Here is a 19,002-nt window from a genome sequence, read left to right as displayed (position 1 = left end):
ACGGTTTCTTTTTGTTTTACAGAATTTAAAAGGAGGGTGCCCCTTGCCATTTTCATGGCTTATGGGACACCCTCTTACCTTCTGAACTACTAGGAATGAAAAATGAGTCGCCGAGGCTAAATGCTTTGAATGTTTCGGAAAGAAAGGAGTTATTTTCACCACGAGGATAGTGCCGTTCTTTTCCATGTATTAGGTGCTACACAAACATATACATACCCGTCATCCCATGCCATCTGCCCCACTTCTCCGGGGGCAGTAGACGAAGCCGGCGTCATAGATTTCCTGATGCGAATGCTGTCATCACTGACGTCCAGCTTGGTCTTGGCGTCCGAATTTCCAATACCGATATTGCCGTTGCTGCGGTTAATCGTTAACGGGTTGTCGAGTGCTTTACCATCATCCGAATATCGGATAATTTGCAGATTGGAGCCGGCATTTCCTCCTGTTTCCTCAGAGGTATCTGCACGCATCGCCCAGCGAGGCGTCGTCACATTCCCATCATCCGATTTGGCCCAAGTCAGATCACGATTGACGCCACCGGTTCCGGCTATCCGTAAAATCCCGTCCATTACATTGAAATTAGAGGAATGCGTGCGAATTTCGGCCACATCCTGATCGAACGGAATTTCCAGACGCGTAAACAGCTCATTTGCGTTTTTGCCGTCTGGTGCCATCGTCGTTTCGAACGACATATGATTATGATCGTGCTGCTCCGGGTTATTCGCTTTGGCATGAGCAATGATAGCCGCCTTGTCCTTTCCATTCTCATCCAGCCAAGCGATGGCCGGCTTCGCTCGGTCTTTCGTCCACTGCAGCCGAATGAGATCCGACAAATGGCCTTCCGAGGAGATCCACTGCTTATCGGTAGAAAGATGAATCCGATCATTATGAGGGACCTCAAGTCCTCCTCCCGGTAAAGACGATTCCTGAAAGGTTCCAGCCGTCTCATGGCCACTTGCGAAAGCAAAAGCCACTCCTGAGACGCCGAGCGCCGCACTAGCCAACAGAGTGATCACCAAACCTGCTTTTTTCATTTTGCATCCTCCTCCTTCTTGTTCATCGAACCCGTTTAACGATTAGCGTTCAATAGCTCGATCCATCTCACGTAATCATGGACAGCGATGCCGATATAGCTCGGATAAAGGGAGAGGCTTTCCTTGACCTGTTTCAATTCCGACTCCATAAGCGAAGAGTTCGACTTATAAAAGGTCGTATAATCGACTTCCGTACTGGGCAACGTATCCACTGCAATGACTGCCTGTTTCTTCAGCGTAGCTGCTTCTAAAATGATGGATTTGGCTCTGGCAATGATGCCGTTGTTGCCGAGTGCCGTATTACGATAAGCCATAATGACGACAGTATCCGCCTTTTCCAGCAGCCAAGCGCTAAAGGAGTAGCTGGATCCCGGAACGGTACAGCTGTTGATCCAAAAGGGAATATCGAAGGCCATCGTCATGCTGCGATCAGAGCTTTTCACTTCCGATTCAATGAATCTGATTGTATCCATCCACCGTTCAAGCACCCAGGTCTGATTGCTCTTCCACATGTCCAATGTGTAGGGCTCAATATCAAAATGAAAGCCTTGGAAGCGTTCTAGCGCACCTACCGAAGCGTTATATTGCGTGACCGCTGCAATCCATTGCCGGATATAAATATGGTTATCTTCATATATCCAATCTGATTTGCCGGCCAACGCCTCAACCTTAATGCCCTGACCACTCGCTCTACGGATGAAATTCCGATAAACGTCTTGACCTGGATACGTTTCATAGCGCACATAAATGGAAGTCAGTTTTTGGTCCGCCGCAAACTGGAGGATGCGGTCACCATCCGTCTCAATTAACTTGCTGTCCCAGATCCAAGTGGACCTTTGCGCTTTGTCCGCCGAAGTTATCAGTACCAAATTCCGTTCTCCCATCCAATCGACATCGGCTCCGAGGCTCTCACTAACAGCTCTCAGCGGAACCATGGTTCGGTCATTTTTAAGGACAGCCGGAGAGTCCAATTCCACCTGCTTGCCAGCAACCGAAGCAATCTTCTGACCAATGGTTAATAATGTTGTAGCGTGCTGACTCCGAAAGGTCACCTGTTCCAGGGAACGATCCCATTCCACTTCAGCACCCAGTTTTTCGGCAATTTCTCTAGCCGGCACCATCGTACTACCCGTCTGTTCATCGATGTAAGGCTGGACATCCGTAAAGGCTATCTTTTCCCCGTTGACCTCCACCCCAAGCTCAGTGATAAGAGAGTATGCCGGGAGAAATAAAGGACCACTTGTTAAAATTTGTACAAGGACCAAGCATACAATCATCTTTCTCATAGGGACTAACGGATTAAACCATGCTATATTCAAGCTCTTCCTTTACCACCTCTACAATGCCTTCAATATAACCGGACAACTCCCTTTCATCCGGTCCTTCCGCCATTACACGCACCAGTGATTCCGTGCCCGAAGGCCGCACCAATACACGGCCTCGACCGGCCATCTCACTTTCCACCCGACGGATTGCGGCATCAATTCGGCGATTGCCTTCCAGCTTGTATTTATTCATCACTCGTACATTTACCACCAGCTGTGGGTATTTTACGACAGGGGACACGAGCTCCGACAAAGGCTTTCCTTCTTGAAGCATGACCTGCAGCAGCTGAACAGCCGATAACAAGCCATCCCCTGTCGTCGATTCATCCAGTAAAATGATATGTCCGGACGACTCACCGCCCAAGTTGTACCCGCCTATCCGCATCGCTTCCATGACATGCCGGTCTCCGACCTTGCTCTTTAACGAGTTGAGACCTATGGTTTGCAGCGCTTGATGAAAGCCAAGATTGCTCATGACGGTAGAAACGACGGTGTTTTGCCTCAGCCGTCCCTCCTTGGCCAGACGAGCGGCAAGGATATAGAGGATGTGATCCCCGTCCAGAATTTCGCCCCGTTCATCAACCGCAATCAACCGGTCCGCATCACCGTCGAACGAGAGTCCAGCATGGGCTCGATGGTCCAGCACAGCCTTACGCAGATGCTCCGGATGCGTTGAGCCACAATCCTGATTAATATTTAAACCGTCCGGCTGATGATACAAAAGAATGGTCTCTGCACCCAATTCTGCGAATAGCTGCGGAGCTAGCAAGGAAGCCGCCCCGTTCGCGCAATCAAGCACGATCTTGCAGCCTGACAGCGGCACCGTAGCCGTCGACTTCAAGTAGCTCACATAGTTCTGCGCGCCCTGCGGATCATCACGCAGGGTGCCAATTCCTGCTCCCGTAGGGCGGGAAATCCAATGTTCGTCACCCTCCAGGCGGCTCTCTACCTCCGCTTCCCACGCATCCGGCATTTTGAATCCGTCCCTGCCAAAAAATTTAATCCCGTTGTCCTCCATCGGATTATGAGATGCCGAGATCATCACCCCTGCATCTATACCTGAGTGCCGTGTGACATAAGCCACACCCGGCGTCGGTAGTACGCCCAGTCTTACGACATCCGCCCCAGTGGATAACAACCCGGCAGCCAAAGCTGCTTCCAGCATGTGCCCGGAGATGCGGGTATCCCGTCCGATGACGACGGTAGGCCGAATACTTCCACAGCTGCGGGATAGCATGTAACCAACAATAAGCCCTAATTCAAAAGCCAACTCTGGCGTTAACTCGCGGTTGGCAACCCCTCTGACGCCATCCGTACCGAAAATAGCTCCCATATCAGCTTTCCTCCCTATGACTTGTTATGCAAAAATCCCCATGTGTTCATAAAAGGCACGATTCGCCTCCTCCAATTGTTCAGGAGTGTTAATCCCCATCACCTCTGTCGGATCCTCGAGGATGATGGCCTCAAATCGCTTCTTGCCCCCGGAAATATCGGCCTGTCGCATGACCTTCACGATATCGGTCAAATAGTACTCCTGCTGCGCATTATCATTGGTAATGCCGGGGAGCGCTTGAAACAAGCTATCATTATCGAAACAGAAAATCCCTGTGTTAATTTCATTAATCAATTTCTGCTCAGGCGTCGCGTCCTTCTCTTCAATGATATCGACAACCTCGCTGCTTGCAGGATCTCGAATAATTCTTCCATAGCCGGTTGGATCCTGAACGATCGCGGTTAGCACTACACCGGCGCTTATGTTTGCCCGCTGGGCGGCAAGCAGCCGTTCGATGGTCGATTGTCGGATAAGTGGCGTATCGCCAGTCAGCACCAAGGTAGACCCGCTGCGTTTACGGAGCAGAGGCTCCGTTTGATGAACGGCGTGTGCCGTTCCAAGCTGAATCTCCTGCTGGACGTAGGTGACCCGCGTGCCCAAGCACTTTTTCACCAGCTCTCCCCGATGCCCGATCACCGCCACAATACGGGTGATCGGCATCGTTTCCAGCTTGCCCACCAAGCGGCCGATCATTGGCACGCCTCCGACGGGATGAAGCACTTTGGGCAGCTCCGACTTCATCCGTGTACCTTTGCCTGCAGCTAACAGAATAGCGAATGCTTCCATGTGGTTCAGCTCCCCTCTGAATGGTTATTCAACCGTCACGCTTTTGGCCAAGTTTCGCGGTTTATCAATATCGTTCCCCAGAGACAGGGAGGCGTAATAGGAGATTAACTGAAGCGGCACGACAGCCAATATCGGTGCCAGAAGTTGGAGGGTCGGCGGGATGAAGCAGATTTCATCGACGCTATTCAGCAGCCCCACATTGCCTTCCACCGTAATCCCCATGACATGGGCTCCACGGGCCTTGACTTCTTTAATATTGCTAACTGTTTTTTCATACAGATCCATATGCGTAGCCAGCGCAATCACCGGCGTATCCTTCTCGATCAGCGCCAATGTACCGTGCTTTAACTCTCCGGCTGCATAAGCCTCCGAGTGGATATAAGAGATTTCCTTCAATTTGAGAGAACCCTCAAGTGCAACGGCATAGTCCAAGCCCCTGCCGATAAAGAATAGACTGTCCGCATCCTTGATCGATTCCGCATACCTCTTCACTTCGTTGGCGTTTTCCAGCACCTTCTCCACCTGAACAGGAAGCGACTTCAAACCTTGGATCAGCTCCGTATGAAGCTCATCAGACAGCGTCTTTCTTTCCTGGGCCAAGTAAATGCTGAACAAATAGAAGGCGAGCAGCTGAGCGGTGTACGCTTTCGTGGATGCCACTGCAATTTCCGGTCCGGCCTTCGTTGCGATGACATAGTCCGCATCTCGCGCAACTGAACTGGTTGGCACATTTGTAATTGCCAATACTTTAGCGCCTTGCCTTCTGCTCTCTTGCAGGGCAGCCAGCGTATCCGCCGTTTCCCCAGATTGGCTCACGACGATGACGAGCGTTCGTTCCGTGATAATCGGGTCACGATATCGGAATTCCGATGCGATATCGCACTGCACCGGGATTCGCGTTAGCTTCTCAAGGACCGTGCTGCCGACAAGTCCGGCATGATAAGCGGTGCCGCAAGCCACGATAAAGATTTTATCCACCTGTTGAAACTCGCCTGCTGCGTGCGCCAACTCCGGGAAACTCACTTCGTCTTGGTCGTTGATGCGCCCGAGCATCGTATTCCGCAGCGTTAACGGCTGTTCGTGAATTTCCTTCAGCATGAAATGCTCAAACGGTCCCTTCTCCACCTGATCCGCGCTCCAATCAATATGCAGCAGCTTACACGCCGCCGGCTCCCCTGTCTCGACCTTCGTGATGGAGATACCCTCCTGCGTAAGGATAGCCAAATCGCCATCCTCCAAAATATAAACCTTACGGGTATGCTCAATTAGAGCCGAGATATCCGATGCAAGGAAGTACTCTCCCTGACCCTCACCAATCACAAGCGGACTCGATTGTCTGACTGCAACAAGCTTATCCGGCTCATACTCCGTCATGACACCAAGCGAATAAGCCCCTTGTAATCTCTGAATGACTGCAAGCATGGCGATGTAGATGTCGCCTTCATAATGCTCAGCGAGCAAGTGAGCAATCACCTCAGTGTCGGTCTCGGAAGTAAAGGTGACGCCTTTATCCTCCAGTTCTTTCTTCAGCTCCATGTAGTTTTCCACGATGCCGTTGTGCACGACAGTAAATTTACCCGACATATCCGTATGCGGATGCGAGTTGGCATCCGACGGTCTGCCGTGCGTAGCCCAACGCGTATGCCCGATACCGATCGATCCGATCAACGGCTGTTTATCCAGCTGAACTGATAAGTTGGCCAGTCGTCCTTCCGCCTTGCTAATCTTGAGCTGATCCTGCACCAGTACCGCGATCCCCGCGGAATCATACCCTCTATACTCCAGCTTGCTTAATCCGTTCAGTAGAATCGGCTGTACATCTCGCTTTCCTATATACCCTACAATGCCACACATCGTTGTTATCTCCTCTCTCTTCTAGGATGAGTTTAAACGCCTACGGCGATCCTCACTTCTTGCTTGCGAATACCTGTACCTAATTTATAAATATTGTCCCCTTGGATGTCGGCAAATGCATTGCGCGTATCGATGATCGGCACGCCCAGTTCCACGAGTTCACGGCTATTGAAGTTGCGGTGATTCGTGATCAGCACCATGCAGTCATACTCGGCAAAAGCGGACAGATCGTAGTTCACGGATTGTACCGTATCGCCAACTTTATCGAAGAATGAAACGGCATGCGGATCGTAATAGTCCACTTGAGCTCCGCTCTCCCGAAGAAGCTCGTACAGCTCCAGTCCCGGCGATTCACGGAGATCATCTACATCCGGCTTATACGCCATGCCTAGAATAAGGATCTTCGAATTGCGAATAGATTTCGTATACATATTGAGCACCTGCGAAGCTTTATACCGAACATATTCCGGCATATTATCATTGATGGATTGCGCCAGCTCGATAAACTTGCTGTAGAAGCGGAATTCCTTGGCTTTCCACGATAAATACATCGGATCCAGCGGGATGCAGTGACCGCCGATGCCAGGCCCCGGATGGAATGGCATAAAGCCAAACGGCTTCGTCGACGCCGCTTTAATGACCTCCCAGACGTCAATCTCCATCTTGTCGCACATCATGGCCATTTCGTTAATGAACGCAATGTTAATACTGCGGAACGTATTTTCCAGCAGCTTGGACATCTCCGCCACTTTTGGCGAGGAGACCGGTACGACGTCCTTCACGACATGGCTGTATAAGGTGACGCCGAGGTCGATGCATGCTTCCGTCGTACCACCGATCACCTTAGGCGTATTAAAGGTGTTGAATTTGGGATTACCTGGATCGACCCGCTCCGGCGAGAAGCAGAGGAAGAAATCCTTGCCCACCTTGAGTCCCTGCGCCTCCAGCTCGAACTGGATGAGTTCCTCCGTCGTTCCCGGATAGGTCGTGCTCTCAAGGATGATCAAGGCTCCGCGCTTGAGATTTTTCTTAATTTCCCGGACAACACTTTGAATATAAGAGGTATCCGGGTCTTGGTTTTCACTGAGCGGCGTCGGTACGCAAATAGAGATCGCATCCAGCCTTTGAACGGTATGGTAGTCGTCGGTCGGAATGAACCGGCCGGACTCGACCGCTTTCGCCACTTCTTCGTTCGGAACGTCCTGAATATACGATTGGCCGCTTTGAAGCGACTCTACCTTCCGGAAATCGAGATCGATGCCGTATACAGTAAACCCGCCTTTCGCCATCTCCATGCAGAGAGGCAGCCCTACATAGCCGAGACCGATGACCCCGATTTCAGCTGTTTTTGCCTGGAATTTATATTTTAAATTGGTATATGCGTTCATTGTAATTCTCCCTCCTATGTTTTCACGTGGATTAGCCCAGACGGGAAACCAGCTTTTTGATTCTCCACTCCAACTCTGAAATGGAGAAGGGCTTCGTCACATAATCAGATGCGCCTAATTCAAAGGCACGGTCCATACTTTTCGGTAACTGCTTATCCGTAAGCACGATAACTTGTCCTTCGCCGGCATGGTCCCTCTGGATTTTGTCGATCAACTGGTATCCGTCAAGAATCGGCAGGTTTAGCTCCGTAATCACCAGGTCCGGCATGGTTTTCTCAAATTTCTCGAGCGCTTCACTGCCGTCCTTGGCCTCTTCGACCTTGTAACCGCCTATCTCAAGCCGCAGCTTGACAAACTCTCTGCTCACCTCGTCCGGATCGGCGATGAGAATCGAGGTGATTCCCTGTTGAACCCCATGATGCATGAACAGGTGAATGTCTCTGCTCTCCCCTTTCCCTTGCAGTGTTGTATGGAGTAGCTGTGACATTGACTGTTCCGTCAGCTCGCCACTCTCCGGGAAGCTGGCGACAACCATCTGACCTTCGAGCAAATTTTGCTGTTCAAGGAACTCTTTGAGTACGAGCGATGTATAATGCGTGTTGATCAGCTTTTGCCCGGACAGAACGACTCCGAGAAGGCCGCTGGGATCCAAGTAGAAGCCATGAAGGGGTACTTCAGGCTCAAAGCTGCTCACATAGGACTGCATGTGTTCCAGTACCTTCTGGCCCACCTCTGCGCTTGGCGCAAGAATCATCCCGCATGGAGCACCCTTTTCATACGAAGCCTGAACTTGTTCTGCTAATTGCAACATTGCTTCTTGAATCGGATCATGCACTAATACTGCCATCTTCTCCACTCCTCTTGTCTTTGTTTAGATTTGCTATTTATTAAAATTGGTACGGACCATCGTTCCCCACGAGTTGTTATTGCGCAGGAATTCGACGTGTCCGTTTAACCTCCACCAAACACCAATTTGCCGATACCCCGCAAACATTAAGATCGAAAACAAGATCATTTTGTTCAGGTCACCCAGCTTGGGATACCGGCTAAAGGCCGTCTCTTCAATAAACAAGGCACCCAGGCTTAAGGCAAAACAGGATAAGAAATTGACTAACGAAAAGATAACGATGGTGTGCCAATCCGTCATATTCAGCATCCAGTAGCCCAATATCGCCAACAGGCCGCTGAGTCGGAAATACGGATTCAGTGTTTCAAACACGATGTTATAGGGAATGGTCAGCATCCCGAATATTTTGTATTTCGGGCGCAGCAACATGTAAATCCCTTCCTCAATCATATTTTTCAGATTCCCCCGCCCCCAGCGCTTGCGCTGACTGCTCAAGATCCGGTACGAATCAGGGGCTTGTGTCCAGCAAACGGCATCCGGGCAAAACGCTACCCGGTATGGGATTTTATGATCCAAGCAGTGACGGTGGAGCTTAATCACAATATTCATATCCTCACCAGGGTAGCCCCCACGGTAACCGCCGACAGCGATGACCATCTTCTTTTGAAACACGCCGAAGGCTCCCGAGATAATAATGAGACCATTGACGGCGCCCCAACCGATCCTGCCGCCGAGAAAGGCTTTCGTGTATTCGACGTGCTGCAGTGCCGGCAGCAGCTTACGAGGAAATTGAACATCCTTCACAATGCCGTCTTCCACCGTACAGCTGTTCACGATTCGAACATTGCCCCCAACGGCAATCGTCTCCTCGGGGTTCTCCATGTAGACCCGAGCAATCCGCGTTAGGGCGTCCTTTTCAAGCAATGAGTCTGCGTCAATTGTCGAGATCAACGCATAGTGGGAAAGGTTGATGCCTGCGTTTAACGAATCCGCCTTCCCTCCATTTTCTTTATCTATGAAAAAAAGATTGGGATACTCGGGATTATGGTACACCCCTCTGATTTTTCCGGTCTTAATGCTGCTGGAAAGCACCGGATGAATGAGCTCTAGCTTGAATTCTTCAAGCATGACCTTCAAAGTCCGGTCCTGTGAACCATCATTGACGACGATCACCTCATATTCCGCATAATTGAGCGCCAGCAGTGACCTTACATTCTCAATGATGGTTAACTCCTCGTTATAGGCCGGCACCAAGAGGGAAACCGGCGGGAGCTGACTGGAACTGGATAGCTTATTAATCCGGTTGTACTGGATTCCCCGCTTGATCGAGAAAATATGCCGAATTGAAAATCCGAAAATAAAATAATAAAGCAGAGTAACAAGAACAACGTAAAAGAGAGCGGCGTAACTGTAATAGAGCAAAAACTCCCTTAGCCCGTTTAGAAATGAATCCAACACCTCTTGATATCCGAAAACCCACATGTTTACACAACCCTCCTATACGACACGATAGATACGTGTAGACTTGCGAAATATTTTGTCATAGGTATACATCAGCAGGTTATATTGCGTGAGCTTCTCCCAATTGTGTAGCTGCATAGACAGCTGCTTAATTTCATCCTCAATCAGCTGCTGCATAAATTGCCCGCGATCCGTCCCTTGCACCGCTGCTGCACGCTCACAGAACGCTACCATACCTTCTTCTCCCATACGGAGCAAGCCTCGGCCCGACGCATACACAATGCGCTGATCGGTGTCGCCCAGACTGGTTTCCATCAGTTCGACGTAAGCCGGATTTTTGATGTTGGCCAAAGTCTCTATCGTCAATCGGCGAATGTCCAGATTGGGATGACTCAGCAGCTTGCTAACGACGTTTCTAGGCAGCAGGCGGGAGCTTTTCAGGTACAAATCCACTGCTTTGATTTGAATGTCTTCCTGCTCGGCATCCATGAGACGGTAGACCGCAGAGGCCGCTGCCGGATCGGTGTAGACATGGAGGCCAATCAGCCCAATCCGAACGTAAGCCGGATTCTTATGACTCACATAGCCCGTGTACATAGAGCCGGCATCTACTTCCGAATCTGCGAGCATATCCACAATCAGCTCGTAGCAGTTCTTGTTGTGCTGAAGGAGAATCTGCACCATGGCTTCGAGCTCCTGCTGGCTGCTGGCGCACTTGGCGACCGCTCGGGCGACGACAAACAGCGCCGAATTGAGCGGATGTTCTTTTAACATGTCCAGTAACGCCGGCACTGCCTCCTTCACCCTCATGCACCCCAAATGATAAGCGGCATCCAGCTTCACCCGATAAGTTCGACTATTAAAGCGCGCTAGATGGTGCTGCACGAGCCCTAGATCTACGCAAAGCTGAACCAGCTTGTGCCGCTGTTCACCCGAGAAGATTTCCATCATATCATTCAGTTTTTCCTGCATCGCCTCTCTTTCCACTGGGTTCATCGTCCAGGGAGGGACCCTTAATGGCTCCATCCCATCCAGATTGGCTTGCAAATACGTCAGGTAATCCTTGAACTTCGTTTTGAAGCGATCGTTCAGCTTTCTCCTTCTAATATTTCTCAACTTAATGGCATAAATAATAGCCACACACACCAGATTAAAAGCTAAAATGATATATAACGCTTGTATGGCTGTATGAAGATTGGTGTACACACCTGCACTCTCCTCTTTTTCAGCTACCCGATTTATTGGTAGAGATAACGGGGCCATTGATCTTATGCAACGCCTCTTTCATGATGTAGTAGCTTTGCTTCGGTCGTTCCACATAATTCACCTTATCCTCCCAGCCCTGCCAGGTGTATAGCGGCATCGTGGCGACCTGCACCGGCTGCGCCGCTGCCGAGCTATCCCGACCGACGACTTGATCATTCTTCACAATCCAAGGAAAAAAACGGACGCCTTTCACATGTGTCACTTCAAATTTATTCTTACTCGTGGCGTTGTAGTTGATTACGCTCAGAGAGCTTGGATCGCTGAATCCCAGCAGCATCCACGGAATCCGCATTTCGAGCACCTGCCCTTGAACCTGCCACATCGCCTTCGAATTGTAGTCGGGACGCGCCGGATCACTGTAACCTTTCTCTAAAAGGCCAACCTCGACATCCCCGAAGGGGTGGTTCACCCGGGAATCGGGATATTCCAGCAGATAATTGACTGCCAGCTTCCAAGGCTTGAAAATCCCCGAATCATCCTGTTTTTCCTTCGGATCGATGTCCGGTAGTCCGGAACGCTCATACAAGCGGGCATGAATATCGTAATTGGAAGCGATCGTCATACGGCTTTTATTTTTATCCGACAGCTCAATTAAGGTTTCCAGCCCCTCATCAAGTGTCATGCCATGAAGCTCGGGTCCGTGACGATTGCCACCAGGCAGCGTATCTGCCCCGAAGTAGATGCTTTCCGCAATCGGGTCGAACGGCTCCGATAGCTTGGCCATCAAGTAAAGGTAGCCTTCGTCATGCGTGGCCCAAATCTCCTCAAAGCCGGGGGCCTGCACATCAAGCTTCTTCTTATCCTTCAGTTTGTCCCAGTCCGAGGCGTCCCCATCGATGTGAATCGCTTCGTCTTTGCCCGGGAACATCCCGAGTACCCCGAAGAAAGACTCGTTCGTCAGCGTGTTATACCAGTAAGCCCGGCGATCCGCTTCATCGTAGCGTTGGGTGTTCCACGTCTTCTTAAACCATTCGTCCTGCCACGTGAACAATATTGCACCCGCGTAGCCGGATCCATGAATCTCCTGCAGCAAGTCCGCATCGATCTCTCCCTGCTGCTGCTCGTTATGACCGCCTTGATTGCGGCCGAGCGTGCCCAAGTGGGCTACGCCCAAGGAAGCCGGCACGCCATACTCCGTAACCATGACCGGCATATTGGGGTGCGCTGCTTTTAACTTATTCAGATAGGTGAGGTAACTATCGGCTTCTCCTTTGCTGTTGGTCATTTCCTGAAACGACTTATCAAAAGCAAAGAAATCCGGATAATACGGATACACATGATACGAGGCAAAATAGCCCGCTTCCCAATCCACCGCCTCAATATGCGTGGGATCGACGCTAACCAGATCCTCCTCAACGAGAGGTTCACCCGGATGCGTGATTGGATCTGTCGTCACCCAATTGGCGAAAGCCATCGGATGCTGCCAGCCATACTGAATTTCCGTCTGTGCCGCCGTGTCGACCATCAGGGCCAACCACTTCTCAAAAGCGTTCGCGCCCGGCTTCGTACGGAAATATTTCCCTGCATAGTCCGGTGTGTCCGCGTGCCCGTCATTCGTCCCCTTCACCATCTTCGGGTCCCATTCCGTCCCGACAATCCAGCCCATCAGATAAGGACCTGCATTATATTTATAAGCACCTCCTGCTTTTCCCGAATGAGGCTCGGGCGTGAGTGTCGTTTTTCCATAAACCGCCGTAACCGCGTCTTTAATCTCTTGCTCGAATTTCTGCTTAATCTTGGGATCGAAGGCATCTTGCCCTTCAATCAGCTGTTCCTCGGGGCTCCAAATGCCCTGTAGGAAAAAAAGCGGATCTTTCTGATGTTTCATGTTGTATTTGGAAAGCGCCTCGTAAAATTCGGGCATCATGATCGTATACACCCGAATCACATTCACGCCCATGTCCTGAATCATGCCAAACCATCTCTCATATTCATCCTCCGAAATAGCCAATTCACCGGGAAAATGTCCTGGGATCGTCGCCCCCATATTAATCCCCTTGGCGAAATAAGGCTGCCAGGCTTGATTCGTGTATTCTTCTACATTCGTTCCTTGGGTCCTAAACTTTACATGTATGCCGCTAGCCAGCGTCGTGCTTTCGATTCTGACCAAAAGCGGACGCAGCCAATAATAAAGCGCACCGGCTACTATCGCAATGACAAGACCTATCTTAAACAACAATTTGAGCCACTTGCGCATCATATTCACCTTCGATAGTTTGCTGTTAGTTGTGCTGTCTATTGTCATGTTACGACAGGAAAGTGCAATTGTCTGTTTTCAAAGTGTTAAACATTATGATCATTTCAAAATCATTGTGTTCCTTATTTGAATTTTGTTATCAAAGATTTAAAAGATTGTGAGCAAATCATTAAAATAAAATAATTTTAATAAAATAGAATAGTTACAGAGAAATAAAAGAGTAAATTTAGCGGATATTGCGTTAATGCTTTTGGTAGATTGCATGGTGCTTATTATATTGACAGGGGACGAAAATACTTGGGGGGGGAGTATGGAAAATAATCACTTAAAATCATTGATGAGAACGACTAATTAAAAAGCAAAAAACACCTGAATTGGGCACAGGTGTTCTTCGAAATAATCTATTCATTTCGTCAATGCCCTAACGCATATCCGTCATTGACTTCTATTAATAATGTTTCTCCCTTATCGGTTAGTAGAAGGTGCATGGTCAAGCTGGGAAAGTGGGTTATGGCTCGACTGGAAAGAAAGATTAGCAAGAGGAATTTAATATTCATTAAAAAGCCCCCTCCAAATAAAGAGGGGGCTAGACACCGATGCATCTTATTTTAGTTTTTACTTACTAACAGCGCAACCGACTCCACATGCACCGTATGCGGAAACATATCCACCGGCGTCACCTCCGCGACGCCGTAGCCCCCATCAACCAGCACGCGCAAGTCGCGAGCCAGTGTCGATGCGCTGCACGACACATAGACGACGCGGCGCGGCTGCAGCTCTAAGATCGTCGCGAGCAGCGCGGCGTCGCAGCCCTTGCGGGGCGGGTCCACCACGATCACGTCCGGGCGAATGCCCTGACGTGTCCACTCGGGGAGGACCACTTCCGCAGGGCCCGCTTCGAAATGCACGTTCGTCATGCCGTTCAACTCGGCATTCTTCCGTGCATCCGCGATCGCTTCTTCGACGATCTCAACGCCATAGACCTGTCCCGCGCGCTGCGCCAGGAACAGGGAGATCGTCCCGATGCCGCAATAGGCATCGACGACGACTTCATCGCCGGTCAACCCGGCGTACTCCAAAGCCTTCCCGTACAAGACTTCCGTCTGGACGGGGTTCACTTGAAAGAAGGATCGCGCGGAAATAGCAAATTTCACATCGCCGATATAGTCATAGATGACTTCGCTGCCCCACAGGACGCGAGTCTCATCCCCAAAAATAACATTCGTTTGTTTCACATTAATGTTATGGCAAATGCTCTTCACTGAAGGCAACGCAGCCCTAATACCATCAATCCACTCGTCCACACGCGGAATCGTGCTGCCGTTGGTCACCAAAACGACCATGATCTCGCCTGTGCGGAAGCCGACTTTGACGACGACATGGCGCAGCAGGCCGGCATTCGTCTCTTCTCTATAAGCTCGAATACCTAGCCGCGCACCGATTTCCTTCACCCGAGCGACAACTTCGTCGTTCGCCTCGTGCTGGATCAGGCACTCCTCCATATCAATAATGCGATGGCTTCCCTGCGCATAAAATCCGCCAATGAGGCCGCCGCGCTCTTCCCCAAAAGGAACCTGCGCCTTGTTCCGATACCGCCATGGCTCGGACATTCCCAGCGTGGGATGTACAACTATGCCCTCAGAAGTTTCCGAGCGCACATCCAGCTTCCCGATCCGCTGCAAATTATCCACAACCTGCTGCCGCTTCACACGTAGCTGCGCCTCATAGCTCAGGTGCTGCAGCTGACAGCCGCCGCACTCCTCATAAATGCTGCAAACCGGCATGACCCGCTCCGCACTCTCTTCCACCAATTGCAGCAGCCGCGCATACCCATACTGCTTCTTCACATGCTCCACCCGCACCAGAGCACGCTCACCCGGCAGCGCACCAGCGACAAAAAGGGTAAAGCCGTTCACACGGCCCACCCCTTCCCCATCATGGCTGATCCCGATGATCTCAGCCTCGTATTGCTGCCCGATCTGCACCGGCAGATCCGCCATCCAGGCCGGCGCCACCTTGGGCGCAGAATTCCTTACTCTTTGATCCGTAAAATTCCCTGCTCTTCTTTCCCTAGAACGTTCTGCAGAATTCCCCGCTCTTCGATCCGCAGATTTCCCGTTGGACTTCGCAGCCCTTTTATCTTTTACACTCATAATACCCTCACTCTTGTTCTTCCATTATTTAGCACTACTCCCTAGGCTGATGCGGATGATGCCCGTCATGCTCCTCATCCCCGATCCGCTCCTTCAACTGAAACGGCGTCGTCAACGTCTCAATCAGCGTCTTCTTATAAATCGACTGACCCGACTCATCGACGATGATTTGGAGGTGGCTTTTCAGGTTCGTCATGACGCACGGCAGCGTGCCGCCGAATTCGCCATCCAAGTTCAACTGGACGTAGTCCGGAGAATTAATTTCGATATGATTGGTCTGAAAATAAATCAGGTTCGGGTCATTCAGATGCTCCCCGCGCAGCGCGAGTGTGACCACTCGGATAAATTCCGCAAGATTGCACTTACGCAGTATCAAAACGTCAAACAATCCGTCATTCATTCGAGCTTCCGGCACGAGCTTCTCGAAGCCACCGACGGAGTTCGTGTTGCCGACAAGGAACATCATCACTTCATCGTGAAACTCGAGATCGCCTGCTTTAACGTACAGTTCGATAGGCTTGAGCCTAGGCAGTTTTTCGAGTCCCTTCATATAATAGGCCAACTGGCCGATCATGGTTTTGAGTTTGCTTGGGACTTCGTACGTCAGCTCGGTCATCGAGCCTCCGCCGGCAATATTAATGAAGTAGCGGTTGTTGATTTTGCCTACATCAATATCTGTACTGTACTGCTGGATGATCAGGTCGCATGCCTGTTCCAGGTTCTTGGGAATGCCAAGCGCGCGGGCAAAATCGTTGGTCGTCCCCAGCGGCAAAATGCCGAGCGGCGGCCGCCCCTCTTTCTCGGCCATACCGTTCACGACTTCGCACAGCGTGCCGTCTCCGCCAGCGGCGATAATGAGATCAAAGCCACGGTTCACAGCTTCAGCCGCGGCCAGCGTGGCGTCCCCTTCACCGATTGTCGCATGAGCGGATGTTTCGAAGCCGCCGCGCTCTAAGCGCTGCAGAACTTCTGGCAGGCGTTTCTTCATTTCTTCCCGGCCGGAAGTCGGGTTATAGATCAGTCTTGCTCTTTTGACCATTGTGTCTCATCACCTGTTCACCGTCTCGAATTTGCGGAAGCGATCTGCTTCTCCATCCATTTGGAAATTAGCGGACTTGGCAGCAGCGCCCGTCCATTATATGTATATGCAAATCCCTTCAATCGGGAAGGGATCACTTGTCTCGTGAAATAGCCCTCGCTCAGAAAAAGCGGCGCCACAATAACAGCATGTCCAGGCTTCTTAACCGCCCACTCTGTCATCTTGGCATGCACTTGATCCGGCAACAGCATGGCAACATCCGCTTCGTCATAGCCGCCCAAAGCTTTCAACCGCTCCGCGAGCTGCTCTAAGCCTTGAAGCCACTTCTGATGAAAGCCCTCTTCTTGGCTGCCGTGCCCGATGAGCAGGAGTATCTCCTTGCCCCCCGCAGTGGACAGCTCCTTGATTTTGGCATACATAATCTCCGCAATAACAGGATCGTCATCAATCGGGGATGTAAAATGAATCCTTGCCTTTATTTCAAAAGGCTCCATGTCCGTTTCCAGCAGCGGCTCTTCGATAACGCCTAAAGCGTAGCTGATTTCGTCTATATGTGTACTCCCAGAAGACACGAACAAGGGAACGACGATGATATCCGTCACACCTTGCGCCTCTAAGCTGTAAATACCGTCTTGAATCAACCTGCCTTCCACCAGCTCCAGATAGGAGGCATAGATTGGCATTCCTTCCGGCATATGAACCGCAGATACAGCTTCGTCGACCAGGTCAACCCAGCCTTTATCCCTAGATCCATGGCTTATGACCAGGACACCAACCTTACTCATTATGTTCTCCCCACCCGTTCTATCCATGGCTACAATCCTATGCTAACGAATGTGTTCCCACATGTCAATTGAGCTCTCCATAAACAGGAAAAATCCCGCATTACACTTGGTAATGCAGGATCTTGCATTCTTTTATGATACAAATATTTAACGACCTAAACGATCTAATGTCAATACGTAACCGTCATTACCATAATTCAAGCAGCGCTTAACTCTGGAGATGGTGGCTGTGGATGCGCCCGTTTCCGCTTCGATCTGATTGTATGTGCAGCCTTTGCGAAGCATGCGAGCTACCTCCAGACGTTGGGAAAGCGATTGAATCTCGTTCACGGTGCACAGGTCGTCAAAAAAGACGTAGCACTCCTCTATATCCTTAAGGGTCAGTATGGCCTCAAAAAGTTGGTCTATAGCTTTATCATTTAATTTTTTTAATTGCATACGTTATCAACTCCTGGTAGAAATGCATGTTAGCTTATTATAGTAAGCTCCAGAGTATCATTCGACACGCCCGCTTTAAATCCTGCCTTTAGGATTGCGAAACGTTAAAATTTCTATGCGTTAATGAGCTGAATTGTGACAAATATCTAGGACCCGTGACATTCGTCCATACCAATGATAGGCAAGTGACATATCCTGTAGGAGACAAATCTGATAAAAAGGATCGTGAATCCCAGTGACTAACCCTAGACAAATCATTGGTAATGGCGGTAACCGTCCTGAAGTGCATACAAGAAGCCTCACCACTTTACCTCCGCAAATTGGTGATGATCGCGCATTCGGCCAGTATCCAGGCTTAGGCGGCGGCAATCCGTTTTCGGATTTCTCTCAAGGCGGAGGGTTCCCTACTCCTTTCCAAGGGGGCGGCGATTTCTTCGGAGGCAATACCGGCGGTGGCGGTGGATTTTTTGGCGGCGGTGGTAACGCCGGTGGCGGTGGTGGCGGCTTCTTCGGGGGCGGCGGCGGAAATGCCGGTGCCACAGGAGGAGGCGGTGGCGGTGGCGGCAATTTCCTCAGCAACCTCCTGGGGGGTGGCGGCGGTGGCGCCGCAACTGGCGGAAGCTCCAACCCGCTGAGCGGCCTCAATATGAAGCAAATCTCCGGCTTCGTTGAGCGGATGGGTGGCATCGACGGTATCCTCGGCACGATGGGCAAGGTTCAGAAGTTCATGTCTAGCTTTCAGCAAATGGCTCCGATGGTGAAAACGATTTTTGGCGCTCTTGGCAAAGGTAAAGTCGCCTCAGGAGACTCTATTGAAGTGTTTAGACCGAAACGCAAACGCCGTAAGAAATCAGGGACGGCCCGCAGACGCAAAGGCGGTTCCAAATCCGGAACAGCGAAGCGCAAACGCAGATAATCGGATGATAAGGGAACTCCATTCCCTTATTTAGGGGAAACTTGGAGTTTCACGGTAGCGAGGGGAACTACAGGCTCTTATTTCGCTGCCATTGCCCAAAAACCTGCCCACATCAGCTAATTAGCGGACCACAGTTCCCGCTCCCCCGCTAAAGTAGCCGTTTCGGCCAGAATAGCGCCC

At 50.6% G+C, this 19,002-nt stretch carries 15 protein-coding genes; 1 reads left to right on the top strand and 14 read right to left on the bottom strand.

Translation table 11 applies throughout. From position 1 onward, the window contains the following. Nucleotides 1–155: 155 nt before the first annotated feature. From AC3WTJ_RS36495 to AC3WTJ_RS36430, 14 genes are all read right to left on the bottom strand, one after another. On the bottom strand, nucleotides 156–1,034 hold the full coding sequence (locus tag AC3WTJ_RS36495; RefSeq protein WP_492526561.1) for a hypothetical protein: 879 nt from the start codon (nucleotides 1,032–1,034) through the stop codon (nucleotides 156–158). A gap of 35 nt (nucleotides 1,035–1,069) precedes the next feature. Continuing rightward, nucleotides 1,070–2,353, bottom strand: coding sequence for a copper amine oxidase N-terminal domain-containing protein (locus tag AC3WTJ_RS36490; protein ID WP_492526559.1), 1,284 nt, complete (start codon nucleotides 2,351–2,353; stop codon nucleotides 1,070–1,072). Then, a complete protein-coding gene (gene glmM, locus AC3WTJ_RS36485; protein WP_492526557.1) occupies nucleotides 2,334–3,692 on the bottom strand; it encodes a phosphoglucosamine mutase in 1,359 nt (452 codons plus the stop codon). The genes AC3WTJ_RS36490 and glmM overlap by 20 nt, the downstream gene beginning before the upstream one ends. Nucleotides 3,693–3,716: 24 nt before the next feature. After that, nucleotides 3,717–4,478 carry an NTP transferase domain-containing protein gene (locus AC3WTJ_RS36480; protein WP_492526555.1) on the bottom strand — a complete coding sequence of 254 codons (762 nt, stop codon included), beginning with the start codon at nucleotides 4,476–4,478 and terminating at the stop codon, nucleotides 3,717–3,719. 24 nt (nucleotides 4,479–4,502) lie between these two features. Then, a complete protein-coding gene (gene glmS / locus AC3WTJ_RS36475) occupies nucleotides 4,503–6,332 on the bottom strand; it encodes a glutamine--fructose-6-phosphate transaminase (isomerizing) (protein WP_492526553.1) in 1,830 nt (609 codons plus the stop codon). 32 nt (nucleotides 6,333–6,364) lie between these two features. After that, nucleotides 6,365–7,720 (bottom strand): nucleotide sugar dehydrogenase, encoded by a 1,356-nt coding sequence (locus AC3WTJ_RS36470; protein ID WP_127455605.1) that lies wholly within the window; start codon nucleotides 7,718–7,720, stop codon nucleotides 6,365–6,367. 31 nt (nucleotides 7,721–7,751) lie between these two features. Beyond that, nucleotides 7,752–8,567 carry a response regulator gene (locus AC3WTJ_RS36465; protein WP_492526551.1) on the bottom strand — a complete coding sequence of 272 codons (816 nt, stop codon included), beginning with the start codon at nucleotides 8,565–8,567 and terminating at the stop codon, nucleotides 7,752–7,754. Nucleotides 8,568–8,600: 33 nt separating this feature from the next. Continuing rightward, complete coding sequence (locus AC3WTJ_RS36460) at nucleotides 8,601–10,049, bottom strand: glycosyltransferase family 2 protein (RefSeq protein ID WP_492526549.1); 1,449 nt, start codon at nucleotides 10,047–10,049, stop codon at nucleotides 8,601–8,603. A gap of 15 nt (nucleotides 10,050–10,064) precedes the next feature. Then, complete coding sequence (locus AC3WTJ_RS36455; RefSeq protein ID WP_492526547.1) at nucleotides 10,065–11,234, bottom strand: HEAT repeat domain-containing protein; 1,170 nt, start codon at nucleotides 11,232–11,234, stop codon at nucleotides 10,065–10,067. A gap of 19 nt (nucleotides 11,235–11,253) precedes the next feature. Next, nucleotides 11,254–13,494: a hypothetical protein gene (locus AC3WTJ_RS36450; protein ID WP_492526545.1), complete on the bottom strand. Its 2,241-nt coding sequence runs from the start codon at nucleotides 13,492–13,494 to the stop codon at nucleotides 11,254–11,256. Nucleotides 13,495–14,099: 605 nt separating this feature from the next. After that, nucleotides 14,100–15,644: a 23S rRNA (uracil(1939)-C(5))-methyltransferase RlmD gene (gene rlmD, locus AC3WTJ_RS36445; protein ID WP_492526543.1), complete on the bottom strand. Its 1,545-nt coding sequence runs from the start codon at nucleotides 15,642–15,644 to the stop codon at nucleotides 14,100–14,102. A gap of 34 nt (nucleotides 15,645–15,678) precedes the next feature. Further along, on the bottom strand, nucleotides 15,679–16,683 hold the full coding sequence (locus tag AC3WTJ_RS36440) for a diacylglycerol kinase (RefSeq protein ID WP_157317282.1): 1,005 nt from the start codon (nucleotides 16,681–16,683) through the stop codon (nucleotides 15,679–15,681). A 17-nt stretch (nucleotides 16,684–16,700) separates the two neighbouring features. Continuing rightward, a complete protein-coding gene (locus AC3WTJ_RS36435; protein ID WP_492526540.1) occupies nucleotides 16,701–17,468 on the bottom strand; it encodes a sirohydrochlorin chelatase in 768 nt (255 codons plus the stop codon). 147 nt (nucleotides 17,469–17,615) lie between these two features. Next, nucleotides 17,616–17,906 carry a YerC/YecD family TrpR-related protein gene (locus tag AC3WTJ_RS36430; protein ID WP_079414635.1) on the bottom strand — a complete coding sequence of 97 codons (291 nt, stop codon included), beginning with the start codon at nucleotides 17,904–17,906 and terminating at the stop codon, nucleotides 17,616–17,618. Between the two features lie 235 nt (nucleotides 17,907–18,141). Here AC3WTJ_RS36430 and AC3WTJ_RS36425 point away from each other — a divergent pair, with 235 nt between their 5' ends. Continuing rightward, nucleotides 18,142–18,822, top strand: a complete 681-nt coding sequence (locus AC3WTJ_RS36425; protein ID WP_492526538.1) for an aminotransferase — start codon at nucleotides 18,142–18,144, stop codon at nucleotides 18,820–18,822. Nucleotides 18,823–19,002 lie beyond the last annotated feature (180 nt).

The organism is Paenibacillus sp. FW101-FHT12H11, from assembly GCF_058790355.1.
Note: the sequence above shows the minus strand (reverse complement) of the source record. Positions and strands in the feature narration are given on the sequence as shown.

Coding starts and splice junctions, on each gene's coding strand:
- AC3WTJ_RS36495 (WP_492526561.1), bottom strand. CDS start 1,034: ATGAAAAAAGCAGGTTTGGTGATCACTCTGTTGGCTAGTGCGGCGCTC.
- glmM (WP_492526557.1), bottom strand. CDS start 3,692: ATGGGAGCTATTTTCGGTACGGATGGCGTCAGAGGGGTTGCCAACCGC.
- AC3WTJ_RS36480 (WP_492526555.1), bottom strand. CDS start 4,478: ATGGAAGCATTCGCTATTCTGTTAGCTGCAGGCAAAGGTACACGGATG.
- glmS (WP_492526553.1), bottom strand. CDS start 6,332: ATGTGTGGCATTGTAGGGTATATAGGAAAGCGAGATGTACAGCCGATT.
- AC3WTJ_RS36470 (WP_127455605.1), bottom strand. CDS start 7,720: ATGAACGCATATACCAATTTAAAATATAAATTCCAGGCAAAAACAGCT.
- AC3WTJ_RS36465 (WP_492526551.1), bottom strand. CDS start 8,567: ATGGCAGTATTAGTGCATGATCCGATTCAAGAAGCAATGTTGCAATTA.
- AC3WTJ_RS36460 (WP_492526549.1), bottom strand. CDS start 10,049: ATGTGGGTTTTCGGATATCAAGAGGTGTTGGATTCATTTCTAAACGGG.
- AC3WTJ_RS36450 (WP_492526545.1), bottom strand. CDS start 13,494: ATGATGCGCAAGTGGCTCAAATTGTTGTTTAAGATAGGTCTTGTCATT.
- rlmD (WP_492526543.1), bottom strand. CDS start 15,644: ATGAGTGTAAAAGATAAAAGGGCTGCGAAGTCCAACGGGAAATCTGCG.
- AC3WTJ_RS36440 (WP_157317282.1), bottom strand. CDS start 16,683: ATGGTCAAAAGAGCAAGACTGATCTATAACCCGACTTCCGGCCGGGAA.
- AC3WTJ_RS36435 (WP_492526540.1), bottom strand. CDS start 17,468: ATGAGTAAGGTTGGTGTCCTGGTCATAAGCCATGGATCTAGGGATAAA.
- AC3WTJ_RS36430 (WP_079414635.1), bottom strand. CDS start 17,906: ATGCAATTAAAAAAATTAAATGATAAAGCTATAGACCAACTTTTTGAG.